Genomic DNA, 19,357 nt, shown 5'->3' on the forward strand with positions numbered 1-19,357 from the left:
CGCTCAAACCCGCCTGTATCTCGCGCGGAATTCGCGAGGACTGCAGCCTTCACGCTCGTGAAAGACCCGCGAAAAATAAAACGCGTCATCCAGGCCGATCATGGCAGCAACCGTTTCGATCTTCTCGTCGGTGGTTGCCAATAGCTGTTTGGCATGGTCCATGCGCGCCCGAAGCTGAAATGCCTTGGGAGGCAATCCGGTTTCGAGCGTGAACCGCCGGCGCAGCGTGGCCGGCGACATGCCGTGCTCGTTGGCGAAGGCGGCGAGATTCAGTGGCTGCATCGCCCGCCGCCGCAGCCTTTCCACGATGTCGGCCATATCGGGCCTTTCCCGGCGTCGATCGGCCACGCCGCTTGCCTGTCCGGCGGCTGAGATGACGATGCGATGCAGCATCAAAGCCGCCGCCGCTTGTCCGAGGTTGCTATCGTCAAGCAGATCGGCATGAAGCTTGGCGAAGAGCCGCGCGACGTCATCGAGACTATGCAGGGCGACGACCGGGTGCCGCTCGGCCATGAGCCTCAGCCTGACGAAGTCCCGCGTGAAGGATCCTTCGAAAAGTGCCCAGCGCTCGTCCCAGCCGCCTTCGTCGGGGCCATAGGAATGCACGCGGTTGGGAAACAGCCAGAAGAGGGCCGGCCCCGCCAAGCTCAAGCGGCCGCTGGCAGCGGTTTCCAGCCAGCCCTGCCCGCGCTCCACCAGAACGACGGCGAAACTCGGAAGTTTTCGCTCCGTCACCGCATGGCGGGCATGCTGCCTGCCGCTGCCGGTGACCGCAAGTCCGCCGGCAGCGCCAAGCGGTGATCGATAGATGGCCTCGACGTCTTTCATGATGAGCGAAAAGTCCAGCTATGGCTTTCCTCTATGTCGGCTGCCCCTGCAGATCAGCTAAATAGCGGCAAATCAAGTCAAACTAGGGAGGGCCGAAATGTCAATTGCTGCCCGGACCATGCAAGCCCGAAAGCCGGAATTTCCCCTTGCCGCCCATGGCAAGACCTTGCCTGCGGAGCGGACGGGCTGGCTCACGCCGACCGATCCCGCCATCGGCGTCGACGCCATCCGCCGCCGCTACCAGGACGATGGCTATGTCTGGCTGAAAGGCCTTCTGCCGCGGGCCGATGTCATCGATTTCCGCCACTGGGTTTTCGAACATCTCGCCGAAACCGGACTGGTCGAGCCCGGCAATGATTTTTCTCTGGGCATCGCGTCTGCCGCCGGCTTCGACAGGAACTTGGCCGACCGGCGCCTGATGTCTCTCGTCCGCTCTGCCGCCTATGAAGGTTTTTGCGCGCAACCGCCGCTCGCCCGCTTCATGGACGATTTCCTGCAGGGCATCTCCTATCTGCACAAGCGCAAGATCATGCGTTTCGTCCAGCCCGGATCTCCGACGGCCACGCCGGCCCATTATGATCTCGTCTATCTTCGCGGCGGCACCAGCCGCCTGGTGACCGCCTGGATTCCGATCGGCGACATCTCCGCCGAGATGGGCGGCCTTGTCTACCTCGAGGGCTCGCACACGCTGGGCGTCAGGATGGAGGCCGAGTTCCAGGCCGCAAGCGGCGATCTTTCTCCGGAAGAGCGGATCAGCGCCTATAACCGCCACATGGCCGAAGGCGGCTGGGTTTCGAAGGATCTCCCCGATATGGCGGAGCGCTTCGACACCCGCTGGCTCGCCGCCGATTATCAGGCCGGTGACGTGGTGCTTCACTCGCCCTATATGATCCACGCCTCGACTACCAACCAGGACCGCGGCGGGCGGCTGCGCCTCTCCACCGACATCAGATATCAGAATGTCGACGACGAGATCGATATCCGATGGAACAACCACTGGAGTCTCGGCGACATGCTGTAGCCGGCTTTTTCATGCCCCTTCGGCAAAGCCCGGGCCATCGTCGGCCGGTGCCGGCGACGGCGCGGATCTCGATGAGCTGATGCGCGAGGGCCGGGCCCCAACTCGATAAAGCGACGCGCACGGACCTTTCGCCTTGGGTGAGCGTTGATGGTCCGAGCCTTGAATCGATCCCATGACTGATCGACTTATTCATGTCGCCGAACGCTCGAGTTGCCTGATGCCGCGCACGAACCTGAACGATATCCTGATTTTCATGGCCGTCGTCGATGCCGGAAGCTTTATCGCCGGCGGCCAAGCCATGGGCCTCTCCCGTTCGGCAGCGGGAAAGGCCGTCATCCGCCTGGAAGAACGGCTCGGCGCGCGCCTGCTCAACCGTACGACGAGGACGCTGAACCTGACCGACGAAGGGCGCGTGTTCTACGAGCGCGGCTTGCAGATCCTCGCATCCGTCGACGAGGCGGAGGCGAGCGTGGCCGGCCGAAGCGGTACGCCACGGGGCATTCTCAGGCTCAGCGTTCCCGATGCCATCGGACGCCTCGTCGTGCTGCCGCTGCTTGAAGAATATCTTCGGGCCTGGCCCGACATCCAGGTGGAGATGAGCTCCACCGATCGCTTCGCCGACATCGTCGTGGAAGGCTTCGATCTGGCGATCCGGGTCGGCCCGACGGCGTCGGACACCCGGCTGATCTCGCGCGTGATCGCCACCTATAGGACACGGCTCTGCGCCTCGCCGTCCTACCTCACTGAGCGCGGCGAGCCGCGTGATATCGACGATCTCGCAGCCCACGACTGCCTGATTTTCGCCAGCCGCAATCAAAGGCAGGGCTGGCGCTTTCGCGGCAAAGGCAGTTCCTGGATCGCAGCGCAAGGCCGCAGCCGGCTAAGGCTCGACAGCGCAGAAGCGATCCGCGACGCCACCCTGGCGGGGCTGGGCATCGCGCTGCTGCCCGATTTTCTCGTCGCCGACGACCTCGCCGCCGGCCGCCTGCGGCAGATCCTGCCCGACCTCGAAACTGATGACGCCAAGATCGTCACGCTCTATCCCGACAAGCGCCCGTTGGAATCGCGCGTCCGTCGCTTCATCGACCTGATGGTCGAGGAGCTTGGGCGCCGGGACGACACACGCCACCGCGACGCTGGCTAGCTCTCGGTGATAGCTTTGTCGAAGCCGCGGAAACTTTTCAGCGCAAGAGGAAAGAGCGTTGCAGCGAGATAGGCGAGCCCGGTGAACAGCAGCGCTGAGGCAAGGCCGATCGTGGTGATCAGCGCGCCGCCGACGAGGCCTCCGAAGGGGATGAGGGCAAAGCACAGGGCGGCGTTCATCGCGGTGACGCGGCCGGTCAGCGGCTTGGGGATGCGCTCGAAGATCACCGCCGACAGGATCGGATTGAGGAAGCCCGAGGCGAATCCTGCGATTGCCAGGGTGACGAAGATGAGGATGAGCGGCGCATCCAGCGCAAGGATGAAAAAGCGCGGAAATCCGGTCAGCAGGAAGGCCACGGTAAAGACCATCAGGCGCGGCATCCGTTCGCCGATCGCAGCGGCAATCGCCGCGCCGACGATCGATGCGCCGGTGAAAGCCGCAAACATCGCCCCCAGCAGTTCCGGGCTATGGCCCGAGCTCTGCGTCCAGACGGGCAGCAGCACCGCCCCATAGGCCTGGTCCAGCAGGTTGGTGGTCGCCACCATGACGATGATGCTGACGAGCACCGCATCACCGCGCAGAAAGCCCCAGCCTTCCCTGAGATCGCCGAGATAGGAGGATATCCAGTCCGGCTGGGCCTCGGGAGTGCTGCGCGGCTCCGGTATGCTTCGCAGCCTGGGGATGCCTACGCCCACGATCAGCGCGGCGGCGGCGAAGGTGACGGCATTGACAACGAGCGCCTGGCCTGGGCCGATCAGGCCGATCAGCGCACCGGCGCCGGCCGCACCCGCCGTCGAGGCCAGCCGCTCGATGGCGCCAATGAGCCCGGTCACCCGCTCGAGCGGCACAGCCGCCAATTCGGCGACATCGGGCACCATCGCCTGTTTGGCGGCATCGGATGGACCGCGCAGCACACCCATGACAAAGACGATCGGCAGCAGCACCGGCATGCCAAGCAAGCCGAGCCGGTCGAGCAGCGGCACCAGCATCACCACGGCCACCGAGGCGGTGTCGCAAACAACGGCGATGCGCTTCGGGCCGACGCGGTCGATCAGCGGCCCGCCGAGCGCTTTGGCGACAACATAGGGCAGCATTTCCATCATCGCCGTCAGCCCTGTTAAAACCGGGCTGCCCGTGGCGACCAGCACCAGCCAGGGAATGGCGATGGTCGACAGGCGCGTGCCGGAAAGCGAAAGCGTTTCGGCTGCGGCAAGCGCCAGGAAAGGCCCACCCCTCCTCATGACCCACCATCCTCCTTGTGATGCGGGAGCCGGCCCGGATAGGGAAAGGCGTGCAGCATGATCGAGAAAGGCACCATGCCCGGAGCGGCCGCCTCGCCCAAAGGCGGAGCCACCCGCATGGCTTCGAGGATGATGTCGGTCAACTGCCTGGTCAGGGCCTCCGCCTGCTTCGCCGTCATCGGGATGATGATGTCGTTGGCAGCGCTCGCCTTGCGCCATTCCGCCGGCAGTTCTGCATATTCCTCCAGCGCCTGCTGCATCTGGCCGACCTGCAGGGAGAGCACCGCCTGGTTGAAGGCGAGATCGAGTCCTTCGCCCTCGGTCTCGCTTGCCGGCACCGAGGTGAGCTCGTGACTGGCGCGCCACCAGCGATCACGCCGCGAAGCATGCGGCGCCTCCTCGATGAAGCCGTATTGGGCGAGCTGGCGCAGGTGATAGCTGGTGGCGCCGCTGTTCAGCCCGAGCCGCGCGGCCAGCTGCGTCGCCGTGGCGGGTCCATCGACCCGCAGCATGCCGAGCATGCGCAACCGGACCGGATGCGCCAGCGCTTTCAGCGCAGTTGGATCCGGCACGACGCGGCTGACGGTGCGGGGTGCGGTGACGGATTGAGCAGGCTGCGGGCGCCGTGTTTTCATGCTCGAAGCTTAGTATTGCAAAGACATCTTTGCAAATCTTTCTTTGCAATAGTGAGTGCCTTTGCTCGTGGCTCAATCCGCCGGCAGCGTGAACACCGCGCAAGGGACGGCGATGCCGCGCAGGCTGTGCTCCCCCAGCGCCGTGAGCTTCGTCGTCGTATTCGCTGCAACCGCACCCGAGATCAGCACGCTTCGGCCGAGCGGCTTGCACAGCCCTTCCAGCCGGCTGACGAGATTGACCGCGGGGCCGATGGCGGTAAAGTCCAGCCGGTCGGCAGCGCCGATATTGCCCCACAGGATCTCGCCGAAATGAAGTGCTGCGCCGAAGGGCAGCGGGGCCAGCCCCTGCGCCTGGCGCACCTGGTCGAGGTGGACCATGCCGGCACGGCTGGCGGCGACCGCGCGAAGGGCGGCCTCGCAGGCCTCGCGATCCCCTCGGGCTGCTTCGCCCTCGCCCGACGCCGCCGTGACCGGAAAGATCGCCAGCACGCCGTCGCCGATGAATTTCAGCACCTCGCCGCCGAAGGCGTGCACGGCGCCGGCGACACGGTCGAACCAGGCGTCCAGTGCTGAGATCATCACGTGAGGCTCGGTCACCTCGGAGAGCGCGGTGAAGTCGCGCAGATCGGCGCAGAGAAGGGCCGCTCGGATGATCTCGCCGGTGCCGCGGGCAAGCGCGCCGGCCTGCACCCGGGCAGCGCTGCGCCGACCGAGATAGGCTTCGAGCAACGCGGCCCGCGCCTCCCGCGCCGCCAAAGCGGCGAGCGGCGCTGCCGCAAAACGCGTGACGTCGCAGAGCAGGCTGGCCTCGGACGAGCTGAATGCGCCGGTCCCCGCCGCGTTGGCAACTCCCGCCCAGCCGAGCTGCGGGCTATCCGATGCCTGATTGTCCCACCCGATCCTGGCCTTCCACACCGGCCCGAGCCCGGCCAGCCACTCGCCCCCGGCCTCGCTCTGCGGATCAGCAGCAAAGGCCAACGCCTCGATGACGGCCCCGGTCTCGGCTCGCCACAGCCAGGTGCGCCGCGCGATGATCGGATGCGGCACCGAAAGCGTCAGCGCACCGCCCGAAAGCGGCAGGCCGTCAGCCAGCAGCCGGCGCCCGAGCTCGGCCAGAAACCGTTCGGGACCAGGCGAAGCACCGGCCTCGTCAACCAGCCAGGCAAGGGGAGATGGCAGATCCATATCGCGATCATGGCATGCCCCTCGGGACATCCGCAAGCCGACCTCCCCAGGGGTACTGCCTGGAATCCCCGCATGTCCGTGATGACATCCCTCTCGACGGAAGGGACTCTCCGCAGAGGATGCCCACATCCCATGTCAAAAACGCTCACCGCGGTGGGAAACAAAAAATAAACACTTTAAAATTGCGCAGTTTTAATTCCATTATGCAGCCCTTCGTCATCGTGTGATTGAGGGGTACGATGGGCACGATATTCTGGCCGAAAGATCCGCTGGATGGGAATGACATGGCACTGCTGACGTCGGTCCTTCGGCGGTGGTGCGAAAGGTATCAAGTCGAGCTGACAGCGGAAGAGAGCAGCCGCAAGGCGAAGGAACTTGTCGAATGGTATGAATTCGGCGTCAAGGATCCAATCGAGCTCGAAGAACTCATCGACGGGAAGATCTGACCGAAGTGCACAATTGCCAGCTTTCATGCGAAAAGGCCGGGCGAAACATCGCACCGGCCTCTCCATGCTTGCCTCTGAATGAGGCCCTTAGTAGTCATCCCGCCAGCGGCGCTCGCGATCCCAGCGCCGCTCATCGCGCCAGCGCGGGCCATCCCAATCCCGGTGACGCCGCTCCCAGCCCCAACGGGGCGGACCACCGTAGAAAGCGACCGGCGGCGGACGGCGCCAGTTTCGCCGGCATTCGCCCCAGCGCGTCAGGTGCCAGCCGCGACCGCAGGCGTAGTCAACCTTTGTGACAGTGCTCTCAACCTTGATTGTCCCAACCGGCATCGCCTCAGCTGTGCCGATCGAGAGGCTGCCAGCGAGCAAGGCAGCCGCGATAGAAAGTGCCTTCATCGAAAACTCCATTTCATCCAGCCGCAATCACTTTAGGAGCGCCAAATTGAACTGGAGATGAACTACGCGTTCATGTTTGCGGGAGAAAAAGAAACGCTTTCGGTCGACCGATCGGAGCGCCGGCCGGCAGTTTTCCCCCTCCGGCAAGCGCTTCCGGGTACCCTTCTTACGGCGGAAAACCGTTCATGTCCTACCGTAAAAAGGGTCGGGACCTGGATCACGCCCGGCGGCGACCTCGGTCAGCCGCCCGAGATAATGGGCCCAGCCTTCCGCATGGCCGGCGCATTGATCGGCGCTCGGCAGGCCGCTATGCGTGAGCCGCAGCAGCGTTCCGCCCCCCTGCTCGATCAGGTCGATCTCGACCAGGCTGGATCCCGGTGGCACGACCTCGCTGCCGTCCCAGCCGAAGCTGTAGGCAAGGCGATGAACCGGCACCACCTCGCGAAACGAACCGCGCGCAAAGCGGGCGCCGGTGACGTTAACGAGATAGAGCCCGCCCGGCTGCGGCTCGACCTGCGCCTCCGTTCCCATCCAGCGCAGGATCTTCTCCGGGTCGGTCATCAGCGCAAACACGGCAGCCGGCGGTGCTGCGATATGCGCTTCGCGGTGAACGACGAAAGCTTCTGGCATCACTCCCTCCCATGGTGACTGTCGTCTGCCCGCCTCGGGCGAAGACGCCGTATCCTGTTCCGTCCTGTTGTCCTGACGTGGATGTCCTCACCCGAGCATGTAGGCGCGCGCCCATCCTCAGCAAGAGGGAACGGCTGTCGCGATCGACGGGCGCTCGCCAGCGCCCGGAGCACAAATGCCGAAGAGAGCCTCAGGATGAGGAACCATGGAGGATGCCGTGCCGCTAATGAAATGCATGGAAAACAACTGGTCGCTGCTAAAGCATTTCCCCTATTGCCAGCCCCTCGCCTTCCCCCTATTGTCCCCGCCGTTCTCAGGGCGGGGTGAAAGTCCCTACCGGCGGTATGCAATTCCAGTTGCGAGCCCGCGAGCGCCTTCTTCGGAAGGGTCAGCAGATCAGGTGAGATGCCTGAGCCGACGGTCATAGTCCGGATGAAAGAGAACGTGCGTTCCTGCCGCCCTTGCGGGCTGTCGGGGACGCTCGTGATCGCCTTGGGTGATGTGTCTGTTCGCCAAAGGAGATTACCGTGACACCCACCCGTTATGCCTTTATCAAAGCCAGCTGGCACGCCGACATCGTCGACCGTGCCCTTGACGGCTTCTACCAGCTCATTCCGGCCGAGCAGGTCGATGTGTTCGATGTTCCCGGCGCATTCGAAATGCCGCTGCTATCGCGCGACCTTGCCGCAACCGGGCGCTACGGTGCCGTCGTTGCTGCCGCTTTCGTCGTCGACGGCGGAATTTACCGCCATGAATTCGTCGCCCAGGCCGTCGTCGATGGGCTGATGCGCGCCGGCATGGATACCGGCGTACCAGTGCTGTCGGTTTCGCTGACGCCGCATCAATATCAGGAAACCGAACACCACAAACAGATCTACCGCGCGCATTTCGTCGAGAAAGGGCGCGAGGCTGCAAAGGCGGCTTTGACGATCGGCAAAACCCGCGCTGCTCTCGCCGCGTAAGGGTATTCATTTCCCTGCGCCGGCTCGACGGGCCGCAGAATGACAGACGAAGACGGCGGGAGCGGATCCCGCCGCCTCGTCGGATCGGCAGACGAGCGACGCCTAGTGTTGCAGCGGAATGCGCCAAACCACTCAATACCGACAGAATAATTGATTCGACGCCCTTGCCACGCTGTGGTCCACTGACCGCCGACATGTATCGCCATTCTTAATGCGTCCAAACCTCAAGGAGCTGAAGATGAGCAATGCAATGCGCAGTGAAGCCCCCATCCAGACCCCGAATACACGGTCCGTCGACACCAAGCTCGAAGTGGTCGTCATCCCCGTTGCCGACGTCGACCGCGCCAAACGTTTTTATGACGGCCTGGGCTGGCGGCTCGACGCCGACTTTGCCAATGACGCCGATTTCCGCGTGATCCAGTTTACCCCGCCGGGCTCCGGCTGCGCGATCATCTTCGGCAAGAATGTCACCGCGGCGGCACCGGGCTCCGCCCAAGGGCTCTACCTGGTCGTCTCCGACATCGAGGCAGCCCGCCGCGATCTCATCGCTCGCGGCATCGAAGTGAGCGAAGTGTTCCATGACGCTGCCGGCGTCTATGCCGGCAAAGACGAACCCTATCTCTTCGGACGGCTGCGCGTCGCCGGCCGCGATCCCGAGCACCGCAGCTATCGCTCCTTCGCCTCGTTCAAGGATCCGGATGGCAACGGCTGGCTGTTCCAGGAAGTCACCACACGACTACCCGGACGCATCGACGCCGACGAGACGAAATTCACGACGTCAAACGAGCTTGCGTCAGCACTGCGCCGCGCGGCAATCGCCCACGGCGAACACGAGAAGCGAAACGGCGGCAAGCATGACGAAGGCTGGCCGGACTGGTATGCCGAATACATGGTCAGCGAGCAGGCCGGCAGAGCGTTGCCGTTGTAGGCAAAGGCTGCGGCGTCATCGCAGACCGCAACACCAGCTGAAAAGCATCTCGGCCAATAAAAACTATCCCAACGAGGATCGCGTCTCTGCGGCTTACCAAATACTGACTGATATAATTTCGGCGCGGTAACCCGCCGGGCATCAGCGGTCGAACATGTCCCGCCACTGCTTTTCCCCGATCAGACAGTCGGTCGCCGGCGGCGCGCCGGCTGTCTTCTGCACCGTTGCCGGCGTGGAAAGGCCGCTGATCTCCAGCACCAGCTTGCGGCGCACGGCAACGGCGAAATCCTCGATCTTGCGGACCGGCAGCACGAAGGCGCCGGGACCGCCGATGACGCAATCCTCGTAATATTTGTCGAGCCCATTGGGCGCATCGGAAGGCCGCAGCATGATAGCAAGGCCATTGATGATCATACCGGCCTCTACCGCCTTGTCGCGGGTCGGTGTGACGGGATTGCCTGAGTTGTTCGGGCCGTCGCCGGAAACGTCGATCACCTGTCGCCTGGACAGAAAGGGACTGGAAACAATCATGCTGGCGCCCTGGGCGATCGCGGTGGAGATCGATGTGCGCCGCTGCGTGGCGATCGGCCGGGCTTCGAGCTTGCCGGCAAAAGCAATCGCGTCCTCTTCCGTCTCGATCACCTGCCAGTCGATCACCGAATCCTGGACGACATAGCCTGCCCACTCGAAATAGCTGATGGCGATGCGGCCGGTGAGCCCGCCCTTCACCGCATCGATGAATTCCTTGTGCTTGAGTGCTTCGACATACCCCTCGCGCTGGATGCCGATCTCCTCGAAATCCATCGACCGCGAGGTGTCGACGGCAAGCACGAGGGTCACGTCGACCTCATCTCCCCCCGCCCGCGCTGCCGGGACGAGGCCGGAAAGACCGATAAGCACCGCAAGCGTCGTCAGCATTGGCAATCCAATCCCCGCGCCATCCAAGCCGGCAAACTCTAACACAGCTTGGCCGACGCAGGCCCCCCCCCCGCACATACGGCTTCAATTTTCGGTGATGTCCGGAACGTTTCCGTGGCGGCTGGAGCACCCGCCCCGCCCTTCGAAGGAACTCAATGCAAGGGAAGCCACAACGGGTTCTTCCAAGCCTTCAGCGCCTCAAGAAAGACCTGCAATCTCGCGGGCAGGAAACGCCGTGTGGGATAGACGGCATGTACAAAGATTTCCTCGGACGACCAGTCCGGCAGCAGGCGGATGAGTTCGCCTCGTTTGATCTGCTCGTCGCAATAGGTCGAAGGCAACAATCCGATCCCGTGTCCGCGATAGGTGAAGGCGCTCACCGTATCGAAATCCCGGCTCGATACCGGCCCCGACACGTGCAGGCGAACCGTTTTGCGCCCGCTCACCAGATGCCATTCCGCCTCACCGTTGCGGCCGTTCAGCAGAACGCACCGATGGTCCTTCAGGTCTTCGGGCTTTAACGGGAGCACCCGACCTTTCAGATAGTCCGGTGTGGCGACCAGGTAGCGCACGCTCTTGCCGAACCGCTGCGCAACGATGCTCGAATCTTTGAGTTCGCCGAAACGGATGCCGAGATCGACATTCTCCGCGATGAGATCGAGGAACAGGTTGGTGACGAAGAGATCGATCTGGATATCGGGATATGTCTTCAGGAAGGCAGAGACAAATTCGTAAAACACCTCCTGCCCGAAAATGACCGGCACGGAAATCTTCAGCAGGCCTTCGGGTTTTCTCTGCGTTTGCGTGAGCACCTGCTCGGCATCGAGGATATGGGCGAGCGGCTCGCGGCATTGATCGTAATAGGCGCGGCCCTGCGCGGTCAGGCTGAGCTTGCGGGTCGTCCGCTGCAGCAGCGTCACCCCAAGCTGCTCCTCCAGCGACGTCACCTTCCGGCTGACCGTCGATACCGGCATACCAAGCGAATGGGCGGCGCGGCTGAAGCTGCCGTACTGCGCCACCTTCACGAACACGGCAATATCGTTGAGATCGGCCATGGCTGATTTTTGCACAGGCGCAAAAGAGAATCCAGATATTTCCATCTAATCGAGGAATGGCGCTTTCGCCATATTCACCTTGCGAACACAGACAACCCGATGGAGGCGCATTCGCAGCAGCCCCATCTCGAGCGACCCGTCCTTCACAAGCAAGGCCCGTTGCCCGAACCAATCTTTTGGAGATCAACATGAGTACGGCAAAAACAGTGATCGTCACGGGCGCCTCCCAGGGTATCGGAGCAGGCCTCGTCAACGCCTTCGTCGAGCGCGGCTATAATGTCGTCGCCACCTCACGCCAGGTCAGCGCTTCGGATGCCTTCAAGGCCTCGGACAAGCTGGCGCTCGTTGATGGCGACATCGGCGATGCCGAAACCGCAGCGCGGGTGACAAGGGCAGCAATCGGCCGGTTCGGTTCGATTGACGGCCTCGTCAACAATGCCGGCATTTTCTTGGCCAAGCCGTTCGTCGATTTCACGATGGCAGACTTCCGGAAATTGTCCTCGACCAATCTCGAAGGCTTCATCCATCTGACCCAACTGGTCGTCAGGCAGATGCTCACGCAGAAGTCAGGCGGCAGCGTCGTCAGCATCACCACGCCATTGACCGATCATCCGATCGCCGGCTTCTCCGCTTCGGTATCGATGATGACGAAGGGCGGCATCAACGCAATCTCCAAGAACCTGGCGATGGAATATGCGAACGAGAAAATTCGCTTCAATATTGTGGCTCCAGGTGTGGTGGACACGCCGCTGCACAAGGACAATCCGAAGGACTTCCTGACGACGCTGTCGCCGATGGTGGGCATATCAAATGTCGAGGAGATCGTCGACGCAGTCGTCTTTCTCACCGAAGCGCCGCGCGTAACCGGGGAGGTGCTGCACGTCGACGGCGGCGCACATCTGGGCAGATGGTAGACCATGCGAAAGCGCAGGCAGCCGGCGCGGAACGGCGGCTGCAGGAACTTGGCATTGCGCTTCCCCCGCCGCCGACACCCTTTGGGGCCTATGTCGAAGCGATAAGGACCGGCAATCTGGTCTTCTTCAGCGGGATGCTGCCGGTCGTCGGCCATGAGCCGCGCTATATCGGCCGCGTCGGCGGTGTTCTGACGGCCGAAGACGGCAGGAAGGCGGCCGAAACGGCAACGCTGAGCGCGCTCGCAGCCGCCAGGGACCATCTCGGTTCACTGGACAGGGTCGTCAGGGTCGTCAAGCTCGGCGTCTATATCGCGACCGAAGGCGATTTCCGCGACCATCCGAAGGTTGCGGACGGAGCATCTGAAATGCTGCTTGCGGTCTTCGGCGAGGAAAAGCTCTCAGGCCGCGTCGTGCTCGGCGTCGCCAGCCTGCCCCTCGGCCTGCCGATCGAACTTGAACTGGTCCTCGAAGTCGAGGATTGACAATAGCCGGGCGCGCTCCGGCCCGCCCTGCTCACCGCCCCTGCATTCTTGGCTTCGCTTGCGCTCAGCGCATTCGCGCCAGCGACGAACGCCTTGAGCGGCAAGCGAAAAGCAAATGAGGGTGTTAACAACCCACTCTCACATCGCCACCAACAGCAGCACATAGGCAATCACGCTCACCATCAGCCCACGAAACGCAAAGGTGACGCAGCGATATTTGTTGCGGGCGATGGTGGAGAGGATGTTGGCGTTTTCGAGATATTGGTCGAAGAGGTAACGCTCGTCGCGCCTGAGTGCCGCCTCGAAGAACATGTCGCGATGGCCGGGCCAGGCGCCCCAGAACAGCGAGGTCGAGCTGTCCAAACGGCGCGGCAGCACGACGAGAATGGCCGACAGGATTGAAAAGACCGAAGCTGCGGCAAGCAGGCCCGAGAACAACATGCCGCCCGGCGTCCCGCCGATATAACGTGCCGGGTTGAAGACCGCCCTCACCTCGCTTGAGCTCACCAGGAAGGCGAGCATAAAAGTAAAGATATAGGCAGCCTTCTGATCAGAAATCTTGATCTGATCATAGAATATGTCATTGATTTTCTTGATATGGTCGAAATACTCGACACCAATATCCATGCTCGACGGCTTACTCAGCATGATCTCAGTTGCACTTTCGAAGTCGCTCACGTGATTACTCCACCCTCAAGTGTTTCCCTGATATTACACTTGGATAGGAAAGCAAGAACACGTGTGCAGCGCGCTTGACTTTTCTTTTCTACACGGACAAAGGGGAGTGGGGTATGGGGTTGAGGTCATGCGGGGGCATTCCAAACACATCTTTCACGCAGGGGTAGCGTTGGCGCTTGCTCTGCCTGCTTTCGGGTCGCCGGCAATGGCCGATCCCGTGCAGCGCGCAACCCCGGTCGCCGGATCCGTCATCGCCCGCAAGACCGGCGAGGAGGTCCGCTTCATCGACGTGTCGAACTGGCGCATCGTCGACATCAATCAGGATCTCCTGACCGGCGATGTGCTGCGCACCAATGCCAACGGCCAGCTCGCCATCGTCTTTTCCGACCACACGCAGGTCCGCCTCGGCCGCAATTCCTCGCTGCAGGTCAAGAAGATGGCCGCGAGCGGTGACACTGTGCTCAACCTCCAGTCCGGCACCATCTGGGCACGCGCCGAGCGCGGCGGCCAGGGCCTGACGGTGGAAACACCGGCCGCCGCCGCCGCTATCCGCGGCACGGACTGGACCATGACCGTCGAAGGCGCCAAGACCTCGATGATCGTGCTCGAAGGCCGCGTGGCGCTTAGCAACCCGCAGGGCAGCGTCGATGTGAACGAGGGCGAAGGGGCGGTCGCCACGATCGGCCAGGCACCGCACAAGATCATCAGCGTCAATCCTGACGACCGCGAGCAGATGCTCTTCTATCTGGATCTGCGCGACGGCTTCGATCTGATGCCGACTTCGCCGCTGCGTGCCGACCGCATGGCGACGGAGCGCCGCCGCCTGCTGGCGCTGCCGCCGGAGCGCCGCACCACCGAAGACTGGCTGGAACTGGCCGAAGTGCAGAGCGCCTTCGATGGACGCCAGGCCGCTGCCGCAACGCTTGAGAACATCCGCGGCCGCAAGCTGACGGCAGCCCAGCAGGCGCGCGTCGATCTGATCGACGCCACCATCGCCGGCTCCGAAAAGCGCTATGGCGATGCCGCCAAGCTTTTCCAGAAGGCCCTGCCGCATCTCGACCCGACACGCCGCAACATGGCCCAATATGGCGGCTATTTTGCCCGTTCGCTTGCCGACCCCACCCATGCCGAACCACCGCCGGCCAGCACCACCGGCCCCTATGGCGCAATCATGCAGGCCTATACGGCGGGCTTCCTGGAGAACCCGCGCGTGGCGCTCGAGATCATAAAGAAAGCGGAACAGCGCTATCCTGATGATCCGACCCTGCCGGCCGTGCGCGCCCAACTGGCGGAGCTCGTCGATGACCGTGAGCAGATGAAGGAAGCAATCGAACGCTCACTGGCGCTCGACCCTGATCATCCGATGGCGCTCGCCGCCCGCGCAGGCTACAAGGCAAACTATGAGAGCGACATCAACGGCGCGCTCGCCGACCTCAATCGTGCGATCGAACTCGCGCCCGGCGGGTCGAGCACGCTGAATTCGCTCGGCCTGCTGCAGAGTTCTCGCGATGCCAACGGCGAAGCGGAAAAGGCCTTCAAGAGGGCGATCGAGCTCGATCCGCAGGACCCGCTGCTGCACGCGAACCTCGCAATCCTCTATCTCGATCAGGCGCGCATGAAGGAGGCCAAGCGCGAGATCGACACCGCGATCGCCCTCGATCCCTCCTTCGATCTCGCCCTGCTTGCCCGCGGCCGCTACTACCTGCAATCCGGAGAGCGCGACAAGGCGCTGCAAGACCTGCTCGCCGCCAGCACCGCCAATCCCGCGCATTCGCAGTCGCAGTTCATGCTGGCCGCCGCCCATTACGAAAAGGGCGACCGGCTGCCATCCGAGCAGGCGCTCGACAACGCCAACCGTCTCGACGACGACGATCCGGTCATCTCGGCCTTCCGTACGGCGATCGATATCGACGATTACGATTCAGATGGCGCGATCCGCGATGCGCAGGAATTCCTGCGCCGCTCGCGCGCCCGTGGCGGTGATTATAGTGGGCTCGGCGCCAATGCGAGCGCCGGCTCGACACTGAACAACGCGTTCCGGCTGCAAGGTCTGGATGCCTGGGGCCGATATTATGGCGATGCGGTTTTCGATCCTTTCAAAGGCAGCGGTTATGTCGATCAGTCGATCAAGGGCAGCATCCTTCCTTTCGTCAACGCAACGAACTTCAGCGACGACAATATCATTCAGAACCGCGGCAACGCGTCGAGCTACTCATCCTTCATCCAGGGCTTGCTGATTTCTCCGCACATGCTCTCCGGCCGTTCCCGCTCGGCATCGCTCTTCGATGTCCCCTTCATCGAAGGCTCGCTCGGTGGCGGCATCAATAGCGTCGACGGCCATACAAGGCGGATCGGCGAGGCCGATATCCAAGGCTATTCCAACGAAACCATCCCGATCAGCTTTTATGGCAATCTGGGCTGGGAAGAGCTGGCGCTTGATCGCGACTACCGGGATTTCGGCGGGGTTCAGACAGACAACAAGCTGCTGAGCGCCAACGGCTATCTCACGGCAACCGTCACGCCTGACGATCGCGTGGTAGCCTTCGTCAACCATGCCAAGAACGATGGAACACTGAGTGCGCAGACGCAGGGCACGACACTGACGGACCTGTTCAATCTGGCAGGCTTTCCGATCAGGACGACGGTATTGCCGGAATTTGTCGGCCGCGATGTTGAAAACGAGATAACCAACGCCGGCATTGGCTGGAGCCACACCTTTGCCTATGAAAACATATTGAACGGCGCATTCTTCTATTCGGATATCAAGTCGCGAACGGCAATCTCTCTTCAGGTCGACGATGCTCCGGTTTTACCCCTGCCCGACCCGGACATCATTCCTGTTCTGGATACGGGCGAGAACACGACCTCCAAAACCTACATCGGTGCTCTCAACCATTCCATCGGCAGCGGCCCGCTGACATGGCGATACGGTATCGAAGGCGGCTGGATCGATACCAGCACGACGACCTCCTCCCGCCTTTATGAACTCGTTCCTCTCGTCCCACTCATCCCGGAAATAAACGAAGGTCCGACCACTACGAGCAACACCGTCAATATCGGTCGCGCCTATGTCGATGTGCTGCATGAGATCACGCCGGACCTCAAGGGCGAATACGCCTTGTTTGCCACACGCCTGGAAGGCGACGGCATCGATATCAGCCGGCTGGAGCCGCGCTTCGGCCTCGCCTGGACGCCGGTTCAAGGCCACTGGCTACGGGCCGCCTTTATGCGGCAAAGCTTTGATACCACCGTGCCGACCCTTGCGCCGATCGGCATACTCGGGCTGCAGGCCAACCAGTTTTCCGCCAATCCGCAGGGCTATACGGATACGGTCGCCCTGCAGTGGGATGCCGAATGGACCGACCGCTTCTTCACATCGGTCGAGTACCAGCATCAGGAACTGCACGATTTCTCGATCGATCTACCGCTGATCTCGCTTCCATCGGATACCAGCCTGCCGATCTCGCGCGGCAGCATCGATCGCGCTGCCGTCACTGCCAACGTCGCGCTTGGCAACGGTTTCGGCCTTTCGGCCACCTATGCCTATATGGATTCGGAAAACAGGGATCCGCTTGAGCCGATCTATGGCGGCCCTCTTCCCTTCATACCGCAAAATTCGGGGCAGATTGCGCTGACCTGGGTCAACGAAGCCAAGGTAAAGGCAACGGTTGCCGCCAACTATATCGGCGAGCGTGACGGCGATCGGGTTGGCACCAAGCTCGACGACTATTGGAGCCTCGACGCCCACCTGGTCTGGGAACCGTTCGACAAGCGCATCGAGCTGGAAGCGGCCGCCTATAACCTGCTCGACGAGGACTTCGAGATCACGCCCGGCGTGCCCGGCTGGGGCCGCGCCTTCAAGGGCACGCTCAAAGTCCGCTTCTGATGCGGGTGCGGGACAAGCAGGCCAGGCAGATCACGAGCCGCCATCTCAGGCTGCTGGTGCTATCCCTGACCACACTGATCGCCATCTCGCTCCTGTCGCGCCTGCCCGCCTGGTCGCTGCTGGAGCTCAGAAGTTTCGACTACCTCTCGACCCTCGACGATCCCCGTCCGCCGGCGGGAGGGCCTGTCATCGTCGCGATCGACGAGCCCTCGCTTGCCGATATCAACGCGCAATGGCCCTGGCCGCGCAGCCTGCACGCCGAACTCGTCACCCGGCTGCGCGCCGCCGGCGCCCGCGTCATCGGCCTCGACATCATCATGGCCGAGCCCTCGAACCCCGGCAACGACGCGGCGATCACGCAAGCCGTCGGTCCCGATATCGTGCTCGCCGGCGACGAAACGCTGATCGAGACGCCGCAGGCCTCGCAACTGATCCGCGCGACACCGCTGCCGCAGTTGACCGAAGCGGGTGCCGTGACAGGCATCGCCTCGATCGATCTCAGCGGCGACGGCATCTTCCGGCGCATTCCGGGCTATGAGGACGGCTTTGCCGCCATGCTGGCGAAGGCGTCGGGAGCAGCACACGCATCCTTGCCGGCCGGCCAGCTCATTCAATCCTTCGGCCCGGCCCGCAGCTATCCCACGGTTTCCTATTACCAGGCGCTCGACCCGGAGAATTTGCTGCCGCCGGATTATTTTAAGGACCGCGTCGTGCTGGTCGGCCTCAGCCTGCAGAATGCGCCAGCCATCGACAAGGGCGGCGTCGACGCCTTCGCCACCCCCTATACGGTTCACACCGGCAAGCTCGTTTCCGGCGTCGAGGTCCAGGCGACGATCTACGACAATATCCGCCGCGGCCTGTCGATTGCCGAAGCCCGCCTGCCCACGGTTGCCGCCTGCATCCTGATCACGGTGCTGCTGGCCGCCGCCACCGTCTGGCGTTCGACGGGCTGGCTGACGATCGTCACCAGCGCATCCGCTCTCCTCGCTTTTGCGGCCGTCAGCTTTGCCGGCATCCGGCTTGCCCATGTCTTCGTCTCGCCGCTCGGCCCGACGGTTGCCTATATCTCTGTCGTCTTCGGCCAGGCCGCCTTCGACTATGCCGAGGAGCGCCGCAACAAGCGGCAGATCATCCGCGCCTTCGCCCAATATATCTCGCCCGATCTCGTCCGCCGCCTGTCGAACGATCCCTCGCAGCTGAAGCTCGGCGGCGAGCGGCGCACGCTCTCGGTGTTGTTTTCCGATGTTCGCGGCTTCACCACCATCGCCGAAACCCTGAAGGACGATCCGGAGCAGCTGACCGGCCTGATCAACCGGCTGCTGACGCCGCTGTCCGACGTGGTGATGGATCACGGCGGCACGATCGACAAATATATGGGCGACTGCATCATGGCCTTCTGGAACGCGCCGCTCGACGATCCCGACCATGCGCTCCATGCGGTGCGCGCCTCGCTCGCCATGCAGGCGGCGATATCGAGGCTGAACAGCCAGCTGGAGCGCGAGGCAGCGACACGCGGCGCCAAGCCGCACGTCTTGAAGATGGGCGTCGGCATCAACACCGGCGAATGCATCGTCGGCAACATGGGCTCGACCCGTCGTTTCGACTATTCCTGCCTCGGCGACAGCGTCAACCTCGCCTCCCGCCTCGAAGGCGCCTCGAAGAATTACGGCGTGGCGCTGCTGCTCGGCGAAGAGACGGCCAAACTGGTCACTGAGACCTACATCGTCGTCGAACTCGACCGCATCATCGTCAAGGGCCGCACTGTCCCCTCGCCCGTCTTCACCGTCGTGCACAAGGCCGACGCCGCAGCGCTGGCCGCCCACCAAGCCTTCATCGACGCCAAATATGCCGGTTCGCTTGCGCCAACCGACCCCGACTTCGACACTCTGGCCGCCGATATTCCCGAACTTTCCGGCTATTACGCGATCGTCCGGGATGCGCTGGCCGCCGATGGCACGGAGTGACGTTGTCCACAGGAGACAAGCCGCCATCTCCATCCATTTCCGGA

The 19,357-nt window shown here is 62.9% G+C and carries 18 protein-coding genes and 1 riboswitch; of the genes, 9 read left to right on the forward strand and 9 right to left on the reverse strand.

Going from position 1 to position 19,357, the window contains the following annotated elements; translation table 11 throughout:
- Window positions 1–3: 3 nt before the first annotated feature.
- Entirely contained in the window at window positions 4–828 is an 825-nt protein-coding gene (locus PO860_RS12250; protein ID WP_273883976.1) for a helix-turn-helix transcriptional regulator, read from the reverse strand.
- 97 nt (window positions 829–925) lie between these two features.
- Here PO860_RS12250 and PO860_RS12255 point away from each other — a divergent pair, with 97 nt between their 5' ends.
- A complete protein-coding gene (locus PO860_RS12255) occupies window positions 926–1,849 on the forward strand; it encodes a phytanoyl-CoA dioxygenase family protein (RefSeq protein WP_273883977.1) in 924 nt (307 codons plus the stop codon).
- A gap of 217 nt (window positions 1,850–2,066) precedes the next feature.
- Entirely contained in the window at window positions 2,067–2,993 is a 927-nt protein-coding gene (locus PO860_RS12260) for a LysR family transcriptional regulator (protein ID WP_183607668.1), read from the forward strand.
- Here the strand turns inward: PO860_RS12260 and PO860_RS12265 are convergent.
- From PO860_RS12265 to PO860_RS12275, 3 genes are all read right to left on the reverse strand, one after another.
- Window positions 2,990–4,234, reverse strand: a complete 1,245-nt coding sequence (locus PO860_RS12265; RefSeq protein WP_273883978.1) for an MFS transporter — start codon at window positions 4,232–4,234, stop codon at window positions 2,990–2,992. The genes PO860_RS12260 and PO860_RS12265 overlap by 4 nt on opposite strands.
- The gene (locus tag PO860_RS12270) at window positions 4,231–4,869 is read right to left on the reverse strand and encodes a winged helix-turn-helix domain-containing protein (protein WP_272782191.1); all 639 of its coding nucleotides are present in this window, start codon (window positions 4,867–4,869) and stop codon (window positions 4,231–4,233) included. Before PO860_RS12270 ends, PO860_RS12265 begins: the two co-directional genes overlap by 4 nt.
- A gap of 72 nt (window positions 4,870–4,941) precedes the next feature.
- Window positions 4,942–6,054, reverse strand: coding sequence for an adenylate/guanylate cyclase domain-containing protein (locus tag PO860_RS12275; RefSeq protein ID WP_273881049.1), 1,113 nt, complete (start codon window positions 6,052–6,054; stop codon window positions 4,942–4,944).
- Between the two features lie 239 nt (window positions 6,055–6,293).
- Here PO860_RS12275 and PO860_RS12280 point away from each other — a divergent pair, with 239 nt between their 5' ends.
- Entirely contained in the window at window positions 6,294–6,500 is a 207-nt protein-coding gene (locus PO860_RS12280; protein WP_183606798.1) for a hypothetical protein, read from the forward strand.
- 87 nt (window positions 6,501–6,587) lie between these two features.
- On the opposite strand, the gene PO860_RS12285 is transcribed toward PO860_RS12280, so the two are convergent.
- On the reverse strand, window positions 6,588–6,896 hold the full coding sequence (locus PO860_RS12285; protein WP_183606797.1) for a GCG_CRPN prefix-to-repeats domain-containing protein: 309 nt from the start codon (window positions 6,894–6,896) through the stop codon (window positions 6,588–6,590).
- A 183-nt stretch (window positions 6,897–7,079) separates the two neighbouring features.
- Window positions 7,080–7,526 carry an SRPBCC family protein gene (locus PO860_RS12290; protein WP_183606796.1) on the reverse strand — a complete coding sequence of 149 codons (447 nt, stop codon included), beginning with the start codon at window positions 7,524–7,526 and terminating at the stop codon, window positions 7,080–7,082.
- A 305-nt stretch (window positions 7,527–7,831) separates the two neighbouring features.
- A riboswitch (FMN riboswitch) is annotated at window positions 7,832–7,974 on the forward strand.
- A gap of 79 nt (window positions 7,975–8,053) precedes the next feature.
- On the opposite strand from PO860_RS12290, the gene PO860_RS12295 reads away from it, so the two are divergent.
- Both PO860_RS12295 and PO860_RS12300 read left to right on the forward strand, forming a co-directional pair.
- Entirely contained in the window at window positions 8,054–8,488 is a 435-nt protein-coding gene (locus tag PO860_RS12295) for a 6,7-dimethyl-8-ribityllumazine synthase (RefSeq protein ID WP_183606795.1), read from the forward strand.
- Window positions 8,489–8,726: 238 nt separating this feature from the next.
- A complete protein-coding gene (locus PO860_RS12300; RefSeq protein WP_183606794.1) occupies window positions 8,727–9,416 on the forward strand; it encodes a VOC family protein in 690 nt (229 codons plus the stop codon).
- 141 nt (window positions 9,417–9,557) lie between these two features.
- Here the strand turns inward: PO860_RS12300 and PO860_RS12305 are convergent, their stop codons facing one another.
- Together PO860_RS12305 and PO860_RS12310 are read right to left on the reverse strand one after the other, a co-directional pair.
- The gene (locus PO860_RS12305) at window positions 9,558–10,334 is read right to left on the reverse strand and encodes a DUF1194 domain-containing protein (protein WP_183606793.1); all 777 of its coding nucleotides are present in this window, start codon (window positions 10,332–10,334) and stop codon (window positions 9,558–9,560) included.
- Between the two features lie 152 nt (window positions 10,335–10,486).
- Complete coding sequence (locus PO860_RS12310; RefSeq protein WP_183606792.1) at window positions 10,487–11,389, reverse strand: LysR family transcriptional regulator; 903 nt, start codon at window positions 11,387–11,389, stop codon at window positions 10,487–10,489.
- 188 nt (window positions 11,390–11,577) lie between these two features.
- Between PO860_RS12310 and PO860_RS12315 the strand changes: the two genes are divergently transcribed.
- Together PO860_RS12315 and PO860_RS12320 are read left to right on the forward strand one after the other, a co-directional pair.
- Window positions 11,578–12,303, forward strand: coding sequence for an SDR family NAD(P)-dependent oxidoreductase (locus tag PO860_RS12315; RefSeq protein WP_183606791.1), 726 nt, complete (start codon window positions 11,578–11,580; stop codon window positions 12,301–12,303).
- Window positions 12,297–12,785, forward strand: coding sequence for a RidA family protein (locus PO860_RS12320; RefSeq protein ID WP_183606790.1), 489 nt, complete (start codon window positions 12,297–12,299; stop codon window positions 12,783–12,785). The genes PO860_RS12315 and PO860_RS12320 overlap by 7 nt, the downstream gene beginning before the upstream one ends.
- 138 nt (window positions 12,786–12,923) lie before the next feature.
- On the opposite strand, the gene PO860_RS12325 is transcribed toward PO860_RS12320, so the two are convergent.
- Window positions 12,924–13,463 (reverse strand): Pycsar system effector family protein, encoded by a 540-nt coding sequence (locus PO860_RS12325; protein ID WP_183606789.1) that lies wholly within the window; start codon window positions 13,461–13,463, stop codon window positions 12,924–12,926.
- Window positions 13,464–13,590: 127 nt separating this feature from the next.
- Here PO860_RS12325 and PO860_RS12330 point away from each other — a divergent pair, with 127 nt between their 5' ends.
- Together PO860_RS12330 and PO860_RS12335 are read left to right on the forward strand one after the other, a co-directional pair.
- A complete protein-coding gene (locus tag PO860_RS12330) occupies window positions 13,591–17,349 on the forward strand; it encodes a FecR domain-containing protein (RefSeq protein WP_272782186.1) in 3,759 nt (1,252 codons plus the stop codon).
- Window positions 17,349–19,313, forward strand: a complete 1,965-nt coding sequence (locus PO860_RS12335; protein ID WP_275037835.1) for a CHASE2 domain-containing protein — start codon at window positions 17,349–17,351, stop codon at window positions 19,311–19,313. The genes PO860_RS12330 and PO860_RS12335 overlap by 1 nt, the downstream gene beginning before the upstream one ends.
- Window positions 19,314–19,357 lie beyond the last annotated feature (44 nt).

The organism is Rhizobium binxianense (assembly GCF_028994275.1).
In the GTDB taxonomy this organism is placed as follows: Bacteria; Pseudomonadota; Alphaproteobacteria; order Rhizobiales; family Rhizobiaceae; genus Rhizobium; species Rhizobium binxianense.

Bases quoted from the DNA above. Each gene is read 5' to 3' on its own strand.
- PO860_RS12285 (WP_183606797.1), bottom strand. From the start codon at position 6,896: ATGAAGGCACTTTCTATCGCGGCTGCCTTGCTCGCTGGCAGCCTCTCG.
- PO860_RS12280 (WP_183606798.1), top strand. From the start codon at position 6,294: ATGGGCACGATATTCTGGCCGAAAGATCCGCTGGATGGGAATGACATG.
- PO860_RS12260 (WP_183607668.1), top strand. From the start codon at position 2,067: ATGCCGCGCACGAACCTGAACGATATCCTGATTTTCATGGCCGTCGTC.
- PO860_RS12270 (WP_272782191.1), bottom strand. From the start codon at position 4,869: ATGAAAACACGGCGCCCGCAGCCTGCTCAATCCGTCACCGCACCCCGC.
- PO860_RS12250 (WP_273883976.1), bottom strand. From the start codon at position 828: ATGAAAGACGTCGAGGCCATCTATCGATCACCGCTTGGCGCTGCCGGC.
- PO860_RS12310 (WP_183606792.1), bottom strand. From the start codon at position 11,389: ATGGCCGATCTCAACGATATTGCCGTGTTCGTGAAGGTGGCGCAGTAC.
- PO860_RS12320 (WP_183606790.1), top strand. From the start codon at position 12,297: ATGGTAGACCATGCGAAAGCGCAGGCAGCCGGCGCGGAACGGCGGCTG.
- PO860_RS12335 (WP_275037835.1), top strand. From the start codon at position 17,349: ATGCGGGTGCGGGACAAGCAGGCCAGGCAGATCACGAGCCGCCATCTC.
- PO860_RS12255 (WP_273883977.1), top strand. From the start codon at position 926: ATGTCAATTGCTGCCCGGACCATGCAAGCCCGAAAGCCGGAATTTCCC.
- PO860_RS12300 (WP_183606794.1), top strand. From the start codon at position 8,727: ATGAGCAATGCAATGCGCAGTGAAGCCCCCATCCAGACCCCGAATACA.
- PO860_RS12330 (WP_272782186.1), top strand. From the start codon at position 13,591: ATGCGGGGGCATTCCAAACACATCTTTCACGCAGGGGTAGCGTTGGCG.
- PO860_RS12275 (WP_273881049.1), bottom strand. From the start codon at position 6,054: ATGGATCTGCCATCTCCCCTTGCCTGGCTGGTTGACGAGGCCGGTGCT.
- PO860_RS12315 (WP_183606791.1), top strand. From the start codon at position 11,578: ATGAGTACGGCAAAAACAGTGATCGTCACGGGCGCCTCCCAGGGTATC.
- PO860_RS12305 (WP_183606793.1), bottom strand. From the start codon at position 10,334: ATGCTGACGACGCTTGCGGTGCTTATCGGTCTTTCCGGCCTCGTCCCG.
- PO860_RS12290 (WP_183606796.1), bottom strand. From the start codon at position 7,526: ATGCCAGAAGCTTTCGTCGTTCACCGCGAAGCGCATATCGCAGCACCG.
- PO860_RS12265 (WP_273883978.1), bottom strand. From the start codon at position 4,234: ATGAGGAGGGGTGGGCCTTTCCTGGCGCTTGCCGCAGCCGAAACGCTT.